At 68.9% G+C, this 14,768-nt stretch carries 13 protein-coding genes; 3 read left to right on the top strand and 10 right to left on the bottom strand.

Annotation, left to right across the window (positions count from 1 at the left end):
- Nucleotides 1-33 precede the first annotated feature (33 nt).
- The 4 genes from CDN99_RS18850 to CDN99_RS18835 form a co-directional block, all read right to left on the bottom strand.
- Entirely contained in the window at nt 34-1,773 is a 1,740-nt protein-coding gene (locus CDN99_RS18850) for a S8 family serine peptidase (protein ID WP_088386423.1), read from the bottom strand.
- Between the two features lie 62 nt (nt 1,774-1,835).
- Complete coding sequence (locus CDN99_RS18845) at nt 1,836-3,167, bottom strand: HipA domain-containing protein (protein WP_088386422.1); 1,332 nt, start codon at nt 3,165-3,167, stop codon at nt 1,836-1,838.
- Entirely contained in the window at nt 3,164-3,484 is a 321-nt protein-coding gene (locus tag CDN99_RS18840; protein ID WP_158218887.1) for a helix-turn-helix domain-containing protein, read from the bottom strand. The genes CDN99_RS18845 and CDN99_RS18840 overlap by 4 nt, the downstream gene beginning before the upstream one ends.
- Before the next feature lie 135 nt (nt 3,485-3,619).
- Nucleotides 3,620-6,046 (bottom strand): UvrD-helicase domain-containing protein, encoded by a 2,427-nt coding sequence (locus CDN99_RS18835; protein ID WP_088386420.1) that lies wholly within the window; start codon nt 6,044-6,046, stop codon nt 3,620-3,622.
- A gap of 37 nt (nt 6,047-6,083) precedes the next feature.
- Between CDN99_RS18835 and CDN99_RS18830 the strand changes: the two genes are divergently transcribed.
- Nucleotides 6,084-6,524: a YchJ family protein gene (locus CDN99_RS18830; RefSeq protein WP_088386419.1), complete on the top strand. Its 441-nt coding sequence runs from the start codon at nt 6,084-6,086 to the stop codon at nt 6,522-6,524.
- Nucleotides 6,525-6,592: 68 nt separating this feature from the next.
- On the opposite strand, the gene CDN99_RS18825 is transcribed toward CDN99_RS18830, so the two are convergent.
- Entirely contained in the window at nt 6,593-6,964 is a 372-nt protein-coding gene (locus CDN99_RS18825) for a hypothetical protein (protein WP_088386418.1), read from the bottom strand.
- 392 nt (nt 6,965-7,356) lie between these two features.
- Between CDN99_RS18825 and CDN99_RS18820 the strand changes: the two genes are divergently transcribed.
- The gene (locus CDN99_RS18820; RefSeq protein WP_238139593.1) at nt 7,357-8,049 is read left to right on the top strand and encodes a pseudouridine synthase; all 693 of its coding nucleotides are present in this window, start codon (nt 7,357-7,359) and stop codon (nt 8,047-8,049) included.
- 107 nt (nt 8,050-8,156) lie between these two features.
- Here the strand turns inward: CDN99_RS18820 and CDN99_RS18815 are convergent, their stop codons facing one another.
- Together CDN99_RS18815 and CDN99_RS18810 are read right to left on the bottom strand one after the other, a co-directional pair.
- On the bottom strand, nt 8,157-9,239 hold the full coding sequence (locus CDN99_RS18815; protein ID WP_088386416.1) for a WD40/YVTN/BNR-like repeat-containing protein: 1,083 nt from the start codon (nt 9,237-9,239) through the stop codon (nt 8,157-8,159).
- A 112-nt stretch (nt 9,240-9,351) separates the two neighbouring features.
- Nucleotides 9,352-9,621, bottom strand: a complete 270-nt coding sequence (locus CDN99_RS18810) for a MoaD/ThiS family protein (protein ID WP_088386415.1) — start codon at nt 9,619-9,621, stop codon at nt 9,352-9,354.
- A 122-nt stretch (nt 9,622-9,743) separates the two neighbouring features.
- Between CDN99_RS18810 and rarD the strand changes: the two genes are divergently transcribed.
- Nucleotides 9,744-10,670: an EamA family transporter RarD gene (gene rarD / locus CDN99_RS18805; protein WP_088386414.1), complete on the top strand. Its 927-nt coding sequence runs from the start codon at nt 9,744-9,746 to the stop codon at nt 10,668-10,670.
- 69 nt (nt 10,671-10,739) lie between these two features.
- On the opposite strand, the gene ahpF is transcribed toward rarD, so the two are convergent.
- The 3 genes from ahpF to lysA form a co-directional block, all read right to left on the bottom strand.
- On the bottom strand, nt 10,740-12,293 hold the full coding sequence (gene ahpF / locus CDN99_RS18800; RefSeq protein WP_088386413.1) for an alkyl hydroperoxide reductase subunit F: 1,554 nt from the start codon (nt 12,291-12,293) through the stop codon (nt 10,740-10,742).
- 218 nt (nt 12,294-12,511) lie between these two features.
- A complete protein-coding gene (gene ahpC, locus CDN99_RS18795) occupies nt 12,512-13,075 on the bottom strand; it encodes an alkyl hydroperoxide reductase subunit C (protein ID WP_088386412.1) in 564 nt (187 codons plus the stop codon).
- Nucleotides 13,076-13,463: 388 nt separating this feature from the next.
- A complete protein-coding gene (lysA, locus tag CDN99_RS18790; RefSeq protein ID WP_088386411.1) occupies nt 13,464-14,723 on the bottom strand; it encodes a diaminopimelate decarboxylase in 1,260 nt (419 codons plus the stop codon).
- Nucleotides 14,724-14,768: the final 45 nt, after the last annotated feature.

The raw sequence follows: 14,768 nt of genomic DNA, 5'->3' as shown, positions 1-14,768 counted from the left end.
GCGGGCTTTTTCGTTGCCGCCAGCCGCTGCCGGCTACCAGTCGAGTGTCAACCGATAGTCCACGTCGCCACGGCTGCAACTGCTCAGCGTCAGCCTGAGGTCCTGAGCATGATCACCCCAGTTGAGCCAGTCGACTCGCTGTTGGCCGTCGCTCACCACACGATTGGCCGGCACCGGCTCCAAGCCACCCGGCCGCGCGGGGCCGACGCCCTTGAGCATGACCAGAGGGGAGGACGCGACGGTGGCGGCGGCGCGTTGTCCGGGCCTGACGGTCACCGACATCGTCTGCTCCGCGCAGCCCGACAGCCTTCCGAGCGTGGTTCCAGGTGGCAGGCGAAGCAGCTTGCCCGCAAACGCTTGGAGAGGCGGCCCGTCCGGGGCGGCCAGGCGTCGGACCCTTTCGATCGACTCGTGTGCATCGAGGCGCCCCGCACCGCATTCCGGACAATCCGGCATCGGTGATGCGCCTTGACGCAACGCCTCACCGATCTGAGCCGGCGTGGCGTCAGGCGCCGCGTGCAGCATCAGCGCCGCGACACCCGACACCTGGGCCGCGGCGATCGAGGTGCCCATGACCGGCCGATACGCGGGATGTTCGCCGTTGAAGGCGATTGCGCGCGGCCGGTCCTGATAAGCGTCTTTGGTGCTGCCGCCCGGCGCCACCAGATCCAGCCAGGCGCCGCGATTGGACAGCGGCGATAGCTGACCGTCGCGGCCGACGGAACCGACCGCCAGGACCCCCGGGCAGTTCGCGGGCGCGAACCCGCGGACGTCTTCCCCCCCATTGCCCGCCGCGGCGACGATCACCGCGCCCCGCCTGCGGGCGGCTTCCACGGCAAGCGACTCTCCATACGAGCATTGCGAACGGCCGGCCATGGAGATGTTGACCACCCGCGCCGGCGTCGGTGTGTCCGGCACGCCCGGCAGCTTGCCGCCAGTGGCCCAGGTCATTCCATCGACGAGATCGGACACGCGGGCCGCGCAAGCCGAGGCCACGCGCACGGGCAGCACCCGAGCCGCGGGCGCGATACCAAGGGGATGCTTGGCCGCGATCAAACCCGCCATGGCCGTGCCATGCCATGGGAAGGGAGGTGCGGTCATCGCCGCGCAGGCAGGATCGGGATCCGGACCGCCGGGACCCGGGTCCGTCGGATCGTCGTCCGCCCCGTCGCGATCCCCGGCGGCTCGCGGATCCGCAACCAGGTCGCGCCCAGGCAGCCACCGCCCGCTCAAGCTGAAATTGTCACGACGCCCGCTGTCGAGCACCGCCACCACGACACCGGCACCGCTGGACTGATGCCACGCGAAGGGCGCGCGAATGCCGGGGGGCGTCAGGCCTAGCGGCCAGTCGATATCCGCGCTAGCCGCCAACCAGCGCAAGCTGTCGGGCTCGGCGTGCAACACCCCGGGCATGCCCCTCACCGTTTCAGCGAGCGCGAGCATGGTGGCCCAGGCCAGCGGCCTGTCGACCTGCAGCAGATACCCGCCAGTCCCCAGCTGACGCACCACCGCCACCGAGCGGGCGCCGAGGGCGCTCGCCGCTCGTTCAATCTCCATGCGCCTGACTTCAAGCGTGGTGGTGTCCAGCGGGGTTCTCGCCCCGCCTTGCAAATAAACGATCAACCCGCTGAGCGGCGGATGTTCGGGGGCAGCCGCGGCAGGATTGCTCCTGGCATGGGCGACGTCTTGGGGGCTCAATGCCTCGGCGTTGAACACCGATACGCATAACGCCAGGGGCAGAACATGGAGCAGTCGATGGGAGAAACGGGACATGAGCCATTCCGGAGCGCAAGGAAAGGCGTTCAGTGAGCCGCCCCTGCACGCCGAGCAGCGTGTTATCGCCCGATGCGACCGATGTCGAGAGCCGTCGACGCTTGCCGGGCGCTCTCGCTGCGGATCACTGACAGGATGCCGTCACCCACCGAACCTGGCACCTCGTCGGCCAACTCGGCGGCGAGTCGCTCCGCCGCCGTCGGCAGCTCCTCGCACAGGCGGCGTAGCTCCTGAATCAGACTGCGCGGTGCGATGCCGCATCGCTCCGCGAAGCTGGCCCATGCGAGCGGCGTCACCTCGTTCGGAACAAAGGCATCGCCAATGGCCATCGCGAGTCCTGGCGTCTTCCCGAAGCCTGGGCGTGACCCGCAGATCAGGTCATAGGCCGGCGCCACCCGCAAGCCGCCGTGATCGACGAAAAACGACAGGTTCTTCGCATGCGCGTCGCTGTTGCCGATCAGCAATTGAAAGATCGTCCAGCGCAGCAGCGCGCGACGATCGATCAGCGGCGCGGCGCTCTGCGTCAACAGACCGAAGATCCGCGGCATCGAGACACCGTCGCGCGATGGCGCGCGGCCGGCCACGTCCTCACCGGTGCGCTCGCGCTTGAGCGCGCCCGGCACGCCCAGCGCCTGGCACGCGTCGATCACATGCCGGCGTCGTACGCGGCCATCGTCGAGCCGCTGTCGATCGAAGCGCTCCACCAGCAGCACCGGTTCCGGCACGTGGTGCAGTTGCACCTTCGCGACGTCCAGGCCCACGCGCGCCGCCAGCCGCATGCAGAAGTACTCGTTGTACGGAAGGTCGCGCAGCGCGTCCGCCTCGGGCGCTGGCTTGATCAGGTGGGTCGACGCGATCTGCGGGCCATCGACGAGGTACCACTCGCCACGATCGACATACACGCCGATCTTGTCCTGACTTCCCGCCAACGCATGGCGCATCTGGCCGTCCCAGACGGCAAAGGGTTGAGCAGTGCGGTGGCGGATCCGCTCGGACAACTCCTCACGCGGGACACGTCGCGGCATGGAGCCCGTCGGCCGTCCATGACTGTCGCCCGGCAGCAGGCGCACCGCACCGGCCGCGTCGCGGCCCATGTGCGCCAACGCCCGGAAGGTGTCGTCCATCGGCACGCCGAGCGCGGCGAACGCGCGCCGACGCGCGTCGCCTTCGGGCAGCAGATTGTCGAAGTACCAGCGCACCGCCTCGCCGTCCAGCGGCGCCTGGCCCCCACCGCGCTCGGGCAATGGCAGCGACGGCGCCAGCGGATAGGCGGGCGCCTCGGCGATCCAGGATTCGAGGTATCGCATGGACAGGGCGCGTGACGGCCGACTGTCCTCGTGCCGCCGGAGCCATCCGGCCTCGCGATCGTCCAGCCAGACCTCCAGACCGCTCATCGGCTGTCGTCGAAGTCGGAGAACTGCGAGTCGCGGGCCGACCGGATCGCGCGCCGCACGACTTCACGGTCCCGCGCGGGCACGGCGAACAGGCTGACCCCGAGCGCCCGTGCCGCCTTCAGCACCGTGGACAGGCTGACGCCGCCCTGCCCCGTCTCGATGTTGATCAGCGTCTGGCGCGACATGCCCAGCGCCTCGGCCGCCTCGACCAGCGGCAGCCGCGAGGTGGTCCGCGCGGCGCGCACGGCGGCGCCCAGCGCCACCGCGTCTTCGATCATGGGATCGTCGGGCGGATCGATCGGTACAACTGTGCGCATGGAGATTCCAGAATCAAAAACGTCTTCATGAACCTCCCTCCCGGTCATCGTGATTCCTGTTTGCCAGAATCTTTGATGCCTGCGCAGTCTAGCGAGCCCGCCGGCCGCTCGCCACGGGCGCGGTGCGTTCCACGCTCAATCGATCGGCGTCAGCTTGGCCACGCTCAGCGCCAGCCACTTCGTACCGTGCCGGCCGAAGTTGACCTGCGCGCGCGCATCCGGCCCGCTGCCTTCGAGCGTCAACAGCACGCCCTCGCCGAACTTGTTGTGGAACACGCCCTTGCCGACACGCAGGCCGCCATGCTCGTCGCCGGTCTTCTGCGCCGCCGACTGCTTCATGGCCTTCGGCACCGGCGCCTGCGGGAAACCCGCCGGATCGACGCGCCCGGCGCCGACCATCGACTTCAGTCCCGAGCCTCGCTGCCAGGCCTGCTGGTAGTCCCGCGCGAACCCCGAGCCGAAGCCCTGGTTGCGCGGCGTCAGCCACTTCAGCGTCTCTTCCGGCAGTTCCTCCATGAAGCGGCTCTTGATGTTGTAGCGCGTCTGGCCGTGCAGCATGCGCGTCTGGCAGAAGCTGATGTACAGCCGCTGCCGCGCGCGCGTGATCGCCACGTACATCAGCCGGCGCTCCTCCTCCAGGCCGTCGGCGTCGGACAGCGAGTTCTCGTGCGGGAACAACCCCTCCTCCAGCCCGGTGATGAACACCGCATCGAACTCCAGCCCCTTGGCCGAGTGCACCGTCATCAGCTGGATCGCGTCCTGCCCGGCCTGCGCCTGGTTGTCGCCGGCCTCCAGCGAGGCATGCGTCAGGAACGCGGCCAGCGGCGACATGATCTCGCCCGTCTCCGCGTCCGGCGTCGCGGGCGCGGCGGACGCCACCGCCGCCGGCAGCCCGTCGGCGATCGCGCCGGGCGAGTGCTCGTCCACCGGCAGCGCCACCGCGTCCTTGCCGAAGCCCTCCTGCGTGACGAAGGCCTCGGCCGCGTTGACCAGTTCGCCCAGGTTTTCCAGCCGGTCCTCGCCTTCCCGTTCGGCGCGATAGAAGGTGGTCAGGCCCGAGGACTCGATGACGTGCTCGATGATCTCGCGCAGCGTCAGGCCGGCCGTGGCCTCGCGCATCGCGTCGATCATCGCGACGAAGCTGCCCAGGCTGGCGCCGCCGCGGCCGCCGACCGCGCCGGTGCTCTGGTAGAGCGCCCGTCCGCTCGCGCGCGCCGCGTCCTGCAACAGCTCGACGGTGCGGGCGCCGATGCCGCGCGCCGGGAAGTTGACGACGCGCAGGAAGCTGGTGTCGTCGTTGGGGTTCTCGATCAGGCGCAGGTAGGCCAGCGCGTGCTTCACCTCGGCGCGCTCGAAGAAGCGCAGCCCCCCGTAGACGCGGTACGGAATGCCGGCGTTGAACAGCGCCGATTCGATCACCCGCGACTGCGCGTTGCTGCGGTAGAGCACCGCGATCTCGCTGCGCGGCAGGCCCTGGCGGTGCAGCGCCTGCGCCTCCTCCAGCAGCCACTGCGCCTCGGCGAAGTCGCTGGCGGACTCGTTGACCCGCACCGGCTCGCCGGGGCCGGCCTCGGTGCGCAGGTTCTTGCCCAGGCGCCGGCTGTTGTTGCTGATCAGCGCGTTGGCCGCGTCCAGGATGTTGCCGAAGCTGCGGTAGTTCTGCTCCAGCTTGACGACCTGGCGCACGCGGTACTCGCGCTCGAAGTCGCTCATGTTGCCCACGCGCGCGCCGCGGAAGGCATAGATGCTCTGGTCGTCGTCGCCGACCGCGAACACGCCCTGGCCGTTGCCGGGTGGCGCGAACATCTTCAGCCAGGCGTATTGCAGCTTGTTCGTGTCCTGGAACTCGTCGACGAGCACGTACTGGAAGCGGCGCTGGTAATGGTCGCGCACCGCCGCGTTGTCGCGCATCAGCTCGTACGAGCGCAGCATCAGCTCGGCGAAGTCGACGACACCTTCGCGCGCGCACTGGTCTTCGTAGGCCTGGTAGATCTCGACCAGCTTGCGGGTCTGCTCGTCGCGCAGGTCGATGCCGCCGGGGCGCAGGCCGTCTTCCTTCGCGCCGGCGATGAACCACGACACCTGCTTGGGAACGAAGCGCTCCTCGTCCAGCTTCATCGCCTTGATGACGCGCTTGACGGCCGACACGGTGTCACCCGCATCCAGGATCTGGAACCCCTGCGGCAGCCCGGCCAGCTTCCAGTGCGCGCGCAGGAAGCGGTTGCACAGGCCGTGAAAGGTGCCGATCCACATGCCGCGCACGTTCACCGGCAGCATCGCGGACAGGCGCGTGACCATCTCCTTGGAGGCCTTGTTGGTGAAGGTCACCGCCATGACGCTGGCCGGCGTGGCCAGGCCCTGGCTCATCAGCCAGGCGATGCGGGTGGTCAGCACGCGGGTCTTGCCGGACCCGGCGCCGGCCAGGATCAGCGCCGGCTCCTGGCCGAGCGTCACGGCGGCGTATTGCTCGGGGTTCAGGTTGTCCAGCAGGCCACGCGACGCGCGCGGGCTGAACAGGTCGTCTTGCGGGGCGGAGCGATCGCCGAAATCCTGGGAATTCATCCAGCCATTCTAGAGAGGCTGGCATGATGCCGCCCTCATGAAGCCAGAAAAAGCTCGCGCCGTCTCGAACGGGAAGACGGCCCCCGCGCCCACGGACTGCCCGTGCGGCAGCGCCCGCCCCTATGGCGCCTGCTGCGGTGCCCTGCATCGCGCCTTCGACGAGAGCGGCGTGCTCGCCGCCCCGGACGCGCTGGCACTGATGCGGTCGAGGTACAGCGCCTACACGATGGACCTCATCCCCTACCTGCTCGCCTCCTGGCATCCGAGCACCCGTCCCGAATCCCTGGAGCGCGGCGACCCGGACCTGCGCTGGCTCGGCCTGGACGTGCGCCGGCACCTGCGCCAGGACGCCGATCACGAGACGGTGGAGTTCGTCGCCCGCAGCAAGGCCGGCGGCCGCGCGCAGCGCATGCACGAGACCAGCCGCTTCGTGCGCGAGCACGGCGTCTGGCTGTATGTGGACGGGGAGATAGGCTGAGCCGGCGGCCGAATGTCAGCCGATGGGGATAGGGGCGGTGACGGCGATGTCGGGGCCGGTTGGTGCGGTCAGACGAATTCCTGACGCACGCCGCGCGAGTTCAACCGGTTCAGCGCCCACGACAGCAGCAACGCGACCGCGCCGCTCGCGGGCACCAGCGCGAGCTGGGGCAGGTCCGCGTCGCTCACCCAATACCCCAGCAGCAGCACCGGCAACAGGCTGGCCAGCAGCCAGGCCGCGCCGCGCCGCGCCCATTCGAGCCGGCGCCAGAGCGCAAAACCGAGCACCATCGCCAGCACCGCCCACGCCACCGCCAGCAAGGCCGCCATCGGCACCAGCCGCTGGGCGACCAGCAAGGCGCCCAGACCCAGCGCCATCAGCAGCCATCCCAGGATCGAAACAAGGGAGGAACGATGACCGACGTGAAATTCCTGGGGCATGGCGAACTCCTGCTGATTGCCGTTGTCGAGCGCTCGCCGTGAAAAACCGCGGGGCGAGCGCCGTTCGATGACTGGTGACCTGAATGCTGGATGCCTGCTGCGATGATGAGCAGGCTAGATGACAGGATTTTGGCGAACAGCACTGTTCGCCGTCCCACCCCCGAAACGGGGAAATGCGGCGTGAATGCCGCGCAACGGTGCGTTTGCCGTCCCTTCCAACGATGACAAGTCCCTCGTCCGTGGCCGCCGGCCCCGCCAGCCCTTTCGCAAGTGACGCGCCGTCGGATGCGGCCACGCGTCCGTCGTGCGCGGCGCCGTCTCCCTCGCTACCCGAATCGTCGTCCGCGTCGCCCGCCGCGCCGTGCTCGGCCCCGTCGTCACGCGCGCTGCGATTGATCCACCTCGATGACGATCTGGCCGTCGTCGACAAGCCCGCGGGCCTGCTGGTCCATCGCACCGCGATCGACGCCCACGAGGAAGACGCCGCGCTGCAGCGCCTGCGCGATCAGCTCGGCCGCCCGGTGTGGCCGGCGCATCGGCTCGATCGCGGGACCTCGGGCGTGCTGGTCTTCGCGCTGAGCGCCGCGGTGGCCAGCCTGCTCGGCCACGCGCTGGCCGAGCGCCGCACCCACAAGCGCTACCTCGCGCTGGTGCGCGGCTGGCCGATGACGGAGGCGGGCGTCGTCGACCACCCGCTGGCGCGCGACCCCGAACTGCCGTCCGCGGGCCAGCCACGGCTGGAGGCCCAGACCGAGTGGGCCTGCCTGCGCCGCATCGAGCTGCCGGTGGTGACCGATCCGCGCTTCCCGACGACGCGGCTGTCGGCGCTGGCCTGCGAGCCGGTGCAGGGTCGACGCCATCAGATCCGGCGACACCTCAAGCACATCGCCCATCCGATCGTCGGCGACGCGAATCACGGCAAGGGTCCGCTGAACCGGACGCTCGCGGCCCATCTGGGTCTGCAGCGGCTGTGGCTGCACGCGCAGCAGCTGACGCTGACGCACCCCATCAGCGGCGTGACGCTGACGCTGGAAGCGTCGCCTGGTCCGGAGTGGCGACGCTTCCTCGGTCCAGTCGCCGATTGAGCGACGACCGAGCGTTCGACTGCACCTCGGACGAGCTCCCACCGAGAGGCGAGAGGCGGGAGGCGGGAGGCGGGAGGCGGGAGGCAATCATCCGATCAACCGGCCGGTCAACCGAACCGCAACGCGTAGATCGGCGGCAGGTGGCCCGAGACCAGTTGCCAGTGATCGCCGGCATCGTCGGTGGCCCACAGATTGCCGGTCGTGCTGCCCATCAGGAGCCGGCGCCCGTCGGCATGGGCGGCCAGGCCGTGGCGATACACGAGGTCGTAGCAATGCGACTGGGGCAGCCCCACCCGCAGCGTCTCGAAACTGCGTCCGCCGTCGCGTGTGCGGTTCACCACGAGCGCGCCATCGACCGGCAGCCGCTTCTCGTCCTTCACCCCCGGCACGAACCACGCCGTGCCCGGATCGCCGGCATGCGCCGCGACCGCGAAACCGAATCCGGACAGGGGCGGCTTGATTTCCGTCCAGTTCGCGCCGCCGTCGACCGAGCGCCAGACGCCGTTGTGGTGCTGGCACCAGAGCACGTCCGGATCGGCCTCGCTGGCGACGATGCGATGCGGGTCCTGCGTGTTTTCCTCGCCGGCCTGTTCCGGCGGCATGAAGTCGGCGCGCATGCCCCTGGCGCTGATGCGCCATGTCGCGCCGCCGTCCTCGCTGCGCCAGGCGCCGCCGCAGGACACGCCCAGCAGCAGCCGCCGCGGATCGCGCGGATCGACGTTGACGGAGTGGATGCCCGGCGCGTCGTAGCCGCCGCCGAACCAGCCCAGGCGCTCGGGGCGCTGCCACAGCGATTCGACCAGTTGCCAGGACTCGCCCTCGTCCTCGCTGACGAACAGCGCGCCGGGGATGGTGCCCGCCCACAAGCGGCCGTCGCCGCCGCGCTCCAGCGCCCAGACCTGCTGAAGTTTCCAGGCCGGCCCCTCCGCGCCGTCGGGCTGCGGCGGGAACCCGGGGGCGGGCAGCTCGCGCCAGGTGGCGCCGCCGTCGTCCGACGCCTGGACCTTGCAGCCGAAGTGGCCCAGGTTCAGCGCGGCGAACATCCGGCCGCCGCCCGCCGGCGCCGGCAGCAGCATGCTCACCGGATCGCCGACGAAACTGTGGCGGCCGATCGCCCAGCCGCCCTGCGCGGGATCGTGGCGAAGCTCGAAGAGGCCCTTGCGGGTGGCGGCCCAGGCGGCGGTGGTCATGGCGTCTCCTTGAAGGGGTGGCCTTGCTCGACGTTCGTCGGATCACGATTTCGACACGCGGCCGGCCCATCGTGTCCGCTCAATTGCCGTTCAGCCGACGCTCAACCGCCGCTCAACCGCCGGATAGCGCCTGCAGCACGTAAACCTTGGACTGCGCGCTCAGCGGGTCGGCCAGGCCCTGTCGGTCCTGCACGCGATGCCCGTCGATGAACACCGTGACGTGCGTGCGCAGATGGCCCTGATCGTCCAGGATGTAGCCGCGAAGCCGTGGGTTCCTGTCGAACGCGACCGTCAGCGCCTCGCCGAGCGTGCGGGCGTCGCAGTCGAGCTTGGGCGTGTCGACGAAACGGTGCAGTTGCGCGGTGAATTCGACGTGGGCCATGGAGCGGCATGCTGCACCCAAGGCCGCCGGCTGAAAAGAGGGTCGACAGCAAGGTCGGCGGGGCGCAGGCAGAATCGCCAGCCCTTCGCAGAGCCGAAGCCGATTCCCTTGCCGCGCCACCCATGACCAACGACACCCGCACGCCCTCGGCCGCCGATGATCCGCACGCCCATGCCCGCACCGGCATGGTCTACGCCGCGCTGGCCTACATCGCGTGGGGCCTGTTCCCGCTCTACTTCAAGCGGCTGGTGGGCGTCGACGCGCTGGAGGTGATCGCGCACCGGACCTTGTGGTCGCTGGTCTTCGTCGCGCTGGTGCTGGCGGGGCTGCGGCGCTGGGCCTGGCTGGGACCGGTGCTGCGGTCGCCCAAGCTGCTCGCCACCTGCGCGCTGTCGGCGCTGCTGCTGTCGACCAACTGGCTGATCTACGTCTGGGCCGTGCAGCACGGCCACATCGTCGAGGCCAGTCTGGGCTACTTCATCAATCCGCTGGTCAACGTGATGCTGGGGTTCCTGTTCCTGCGCGAGCGGCTGCGGCCGGTGCAGTGGCTGGCGATCGGGCTGGCCGCGGCGGGCGTGCTGTGGCTGACGGTCACCGCCGGACAGTTGCCGTGGATCGCGCTGATGCTGGCGCTGAGCTTCGGCTTCTACGGCCTGATGCGCAAGACCGCGCATCTGGGCGCGCTGGAAGGTCTGACACTGGAGACGCTGATCCTCTCCCCGATCGCCGCCGGCGCGTTGATCTGGTGGAGCGTCCACGGCACCAGCGCCTTCGCGCAGGGCGACGTGGGCCAGATCGGCTGGCTGCTGCTGGCCGGGCCGCTGACGGCGGTGCCACTGCTGCTGTTCGCGGCGGGCGCCCGTCGCATCACGCTGACGACGCTCGGGCTGGTGCAATACCTGTCCCCGACGCTGCAATTCCTGCTCGGCGTCTGGCTGTACGGCGAGCCGCTGGCGGGCGCGCGCTTGATCGGCTTCGTGCTGATCTGGTCGGCTCTGGCCGTCTACAGCCTGGAAGGCGTCTGGCGCAGCCGCGCCCGGAAGGGTTGATCACAAGCGGTTGACGCCGCGGGCGCGGCGTCAGTTCCGGTCCGAAAGCCTCCGAAGGAGGCCCCGGCGTCAGTTGCGGATCAGGTGGTCGAACGCGCTCAGCGCCGCCTTCGCGCCGTCGCCGGCCGCGATGATGATCTGCTTGTACGGCACCGTCGTCGCGTCGCCGGCCGCGAACACGCCCGGCACCGACGTCTGCCCCTTGGCGTCGACGATGATCTCGCCGTGCCTGGACAGCTCGACCACGCCGCGCAGCCACTCGGTGTTGGGCACCAGGCCGATCTGCACGAAAACGCCTTCGAGCTCGATGCGCCGGGCCTCGCCGGAGGCGCGGTCGGTGTAGTTCAGGCCGTTCAACTTGCCGGCGGCGCCGGTGAACTCGGTCGTCTGCGCCTGCGTCAGGATGGTCACGTTGGGCAGGCTCTGCAGCTTCTTCACCAGCACGGCATCGGCCCGCAACTGGTCGCCGAACTCCAGCAGCGTGACGTGCTGCACCAGGCCGGCCAGGTCGATCGCCGCCTCGACGCCGGAGTTGCCGCCACCGATCACCGCGACGCGCTTGCCCTTGAACAGCGGACCGTCGCAATGCGGGCAGTAGGCGACACCCTTGTTCTTGTACTCCTGCTCGCCCGGCACGTTGACATTGCGCCAGCGCGCGCCGGTCGACAGGATCACCGTCCGGCTCTTGAGCGTGCCGCCGTTGGCAAGCTGGATCTCGACCAAGCCGCCCGGGGTCGTGGCGGGGACGAGCTTGTCGGCGCGCTGCAGGTTCATGACGTCCACGCCGTAATCCTTGACGTGCGATTCCATCGCCATCGAGAACTTCGGGCCGTCGGTCGACAGCACGGAGATGTAGTTCTCGATCGCCAGCGTGTCGTTGACCTGGCCGCCGAAACGCTCGGCCGCCACGCCGGTGCGGATGCCCTTGCGGGCCGCGTACACCGCCGCCGCCGCGCCGGCCGGGCCGCCGCCGACCACGAGCACCTCGTAGGGCTCCTTGGCGGACAGCTTGGCGGCATCCTTGGACGCGGCGTTGGTGTCCAGCTTCGCGGCGATTTCCTCGACCGTCATGCGACCGGAGCCGAACTCCTGACCGTTCAGGTAGACCGTCGGCACGGCCATGATCTCGCGGGCATTGACCTCGTCCTGGAACAGCGCGCCGTCGACGATCACCGTCTTGACGCGCGGGTTCAGCACCGACATCAGCGACAGCGCCTGCACGACGTCCGGGCAGTTGTGGCAGGACAGGGACATGTAGACCTCGAAGGCGTAGTCGCCGTCCAGGCCCTTGATCTGGTCGATCGTCGACTGCTCCACCTTGGGCGGATGGCCGCCGGTCCACAACAGGGCCAGCACCAGCGAGGTGAACTCATGGCCCAGCGGGATGCCGGCGAAGCGCAGGCTCTGGTCCGAGCCCGTGCGCTTGAGGCTGAACGAGGGGCGGCGCGCATCGTCGCCGTCCAGGCTCAGCGTGATCTTGTCGGACATCGCGGCGATGTCCTGCAGCAGCTGCTTGAGCTCCGCGGAGCTTTCGGAGTCGCTCAATGAAGCCTCGATCTCGAACGGCAGCGTCACCCGCTCCAGGTAGGCCTTGAGCTGCGCCTTCAGGTTGTCGTCCAACATCGTTACTTCCTTTCAATTTCAAGCGACTTCGAAAACCGGCCTCCCTGGATCGCGTCGATCCCTCCGATCGGACTCGGGGCGGCCAGCATCCCGCCCGCGGGCCGAGAAGGCCCGCGAGCGCTGCATTGGCAGTGTGGGGGTGAGGGGCAGCCTCATCCGCGTCACCGGTCGAGGGGCCCGGGCCGTTGCCGGCCCGAGGCGCCCTCGCGCGCGGATCCTCAGATCTTGCCGACCAGGTCCAGCGACGGGGCGATGGTCTTCTGGCCTTCCTTCCACTTGGCCGGGCAGACTTGACCGGGGTGGCTGGCGACGTATTGAGCGGCCTTCAGCTTGCGCAGGGTTTCCTGCACGTCGCGGGCGATCGCGTTGTCGTGGATTTCCAGCGTCTTGATGACGCCGTCCGGGTTGATGACGAAGGTCCCGCGCAGCGCCAGGCCTTCTTCAGGGATGTGCACGCCGAAAGCGTTGGTCAGCGCGTGGGTCGGGTCGCCGACCAGCGGGAACTTGGCCTTGCCGACGGCCGGCGAGGTTTCGTGCCACACCTTGTGCGAGAAATGCGTGTCGGTGGTGACGATGTAGACCTCGGCTTCCAGCTTCTGGAACTCCGCGTAGTTGTCAGCCGCGTCTTCGACTTCGGTGGGGCAGTTGAAGGTGAAGGCCGCCGGCATGAAGATCAGGACGGACCACTTGCCCTTGAGCGACTCTTCCGTGACGTCGATGAACTTGCCGTTGTGGAACGCTTGCGTCTTGAAGGGTTGGACTTGGGTGTTGATCAGGGACATGCTCTGCTCTCGAAGTGAGGGTTGATGGGATGGGCTGAATGATAGGGGTCCACCCTATCGGCTGGGGTTGAATTCCCCAATGAAGCCTATTGCCTATCCCTATTGAGCATGACTATTAGATGACAATCATTTAATAGATGGAGTTCATGGAATTCGCGGCCGTGGGCGGCTTTGCCTGCCCTGCAGGGGCGGCCCTTCCCTTCTTTCCCCCTCCTCCCTCCATCACCGAGCACGATCAGGCCAACCGAGGCCCCTTTCCCTCCATGTCCCTCCTTTGACTGCCTCCCGGCAGTCAAATTCCCTCCTTGACTTACGGGAAAGGGGCCCCGGTCGGCCTGATCCGATCGTCCCAATCCGATAGACCTGATTCGATGGAGCGGGTGGATGCTCAGAGTTCCAGGGCCAGCAGTTCGTCGACCGTCTGCCGGCGGCGGATCTGGCGCTCGGTGGGGCCGTCGACCAGCACTTCCGCAATCAGCGGGCGGCTGTTGTAGTTGCTGGACATGGACGCGCCGTAGGCACCCGTGTCGTGGATGACGAGTAGATCGCCCACGCGCGCGCGCGGTAAGTCGCGCGTCAGCACGACACCACCATCCTCCTGCGTGAAGACGTCGCCCGACTCGCACAACGGGCCCGCGACCACCGTGGCCTGCGTCGGCCGCGTCTGGCCGTCGGCGGGAATCAGGCTCATCGCATGGAAGCTGCCGTACATCGCGGGACGCATCAGCTCGTTGAAGCCGGCGTCGACCAGCAGGAAATGCTGGCTGCCCTGCGTCTTCACCGCCCGGACCTCCGCCAGCAGCACGCCCGATTCGGCGACCAGGTAACGCCCCGGCTCCAGTTCGAGCGCCAGCGGGTGCCCGATGACGGCTTGCGCGTCCTGGCGCGCCGCATCCCACAGGCTGAAGTAGTGCGCCGTGTCGATGCCCGCGTCGCCGTCGCGATAAGGGATCGATAGACCGCCGCCCGCCGAGATCGCCTGCAGGTCCAGCCCCTGCGCCTTTACCACGCGCACCAGGTCCACCATCGCGCCGCAAACCTGCGCCAGGTGCCCGTAGTCGACGCCCGAGCCGATGTGCATGTGCAGCCCGATCAGCGTCAGCCCGCGGCGGGCGATCACGGCCAGCGCGTCCGGCAGTTGCGTGTGCCAGATGCCGTGCTTGCTGTGCTCGCCGCCGGTGTTGGTCTTGTTGCTGTGTCCATGGCCGAAACCCGGATTCAGGCGCAGCCACACCGGGTGACCGGGCGACGCCTCGCCCAGTTGCTCCAGCATGTCGATCGAACCCGCGTTCACCGGCACCCGGTGCTCGACGACGGTTTTCAGCGTCTCGCGATCCAGCAGGTCCGCGGTGAAGACGATGTCCGAATGCACCGCGTCCGCGTCGGTCCCCACCGTGTAGCCAGCCGCCAGCGCCCGCAGCACCTCGCCGCGCGACACCGAGTCGACCTTCACACCCTGCTCCCGCATCAACCGCAGGATGTGCGTGTTCGAGCACGCCTTCTGCGCGAAGCGGACCGTGTCGAAGCCACGCAAAGCGGCGATGCGCTCGCGGATGACGGCCGCGTCGTAAACCCACAGCGGGGTGCCGTACTGGGCGGCGAGGGCCTGCAGACGTTGTTCGCGGGCGGGGGTAAGCGCTTGAGGCATGGGCGGGAGCCGCTGGGGCTGTTTATCTGAAGTTGATGCAAGCAT

It is taken from the genome of Roseateles aquatilis (assembly GCF_002205645.1).
GTDB lineage: Bacteria > Pseudomonadota > Gammaproteobacteria > Burkholderiales > Burkholderiaceae_C > Roseateles > Roseateles aquatilis.
The sequence above is the reverse complement of the archived record's forward strand: the minus strand, read 5'-3'. Positions and strand labels throughout refer to the sequence as shown.

What these genes read in the sequence shown, in the direction of transcription:
- CDN99_RS18850 (WP_088386423.1), bottom strand. Translation starts at nt 1,773, where the DNA reads ATGTCCCGTTTCTCCCATCGACTGCTCCATGTTCTGCCCCTGGCGTTA.
- CDN99_RS18845 (WP_088386422.1), bottom strand. Translation starts at nt 3,167, where the DNA reads ATGAGCGGTCTGGAGGTCTGGCTGGACGATCGCGAGGCCGGATGGCTC.
- CDN99_RS18840 (WP_158218887.1), bottom strand. Translation starts at nt 3,484, where the DNA reads ATGCGCACAGTTGTACCGATCGATCCGCCCGACGATCCCATGATCGAA.
- CDN99_RS18835 (WP_088386420.1), bottom strand. Translation starts at nt 6,046, where the DNA reads ATGAATTCCCAGGATTTCGGCGATCGCTCCGCCCCGCAAGACGACCTG.
- CDN99_RS18830 (WP_088386419.1), top strand. Translation starts at nt 6,084, where the DNA reads ATGAAGCCAGAAAAAGCTCGCGCCGTCTCGAACGGGAAGACGGCCCCC.
- CDN99_RS18825 (WP_088386418.1), bottom strand. Translation starts at nt 6,964, where the DNA reads ATGCCCCAGGAATTTCACGTCGGTCATCGTTCCTCCCTTGTTTCGATC.
- CDN99_RS18815 (WP_088386416.1), bottom strand. Translation starts at nt 9,239, where the DNA reads ATGACCACCGCCGCCTGGGCCGCCACCCGCAAGGGCCTCTTCGAGCTT.
- CDN99_RS18810 (WP_088386415.1), bottom strand. Translation starts at nt 9,621, where the DNA reads ATGGCCCACGTCGAATTCACCGCGCAACTGCACCGTTTCGTCGACACG.
- rarD (WP_088386414.1), top strand. Translation starts at nt 9,744, where the DNA reads ATGACCAACGACACCCGCACGCCCTCGGCCGCCGATGATCCGCACGCC.
- ahpF (WP_088386413.1), bottom strand. Translation starts at nt 12,293, where the DNA reads ATGTTGGACGACAACCTGAAGGCGCAGCTCAAGGCCTACCTGGAGCGG.
- ahpC (WP_088386412.1), bottom strand. Translation starts at nt 13,075, where the DNA reads ATGTCCCTGATCAACACCCAAGTCCAACCCTTCAAGACGCAAGCGTTC.
- lysA (WP_088386411.1), bottom strand. Translation starts at nt 14,723, where the DNA reads ATGCCTCAAGCGCTTACCCCCGCCCGCGAACAACGTCTGCAGGCCCTC.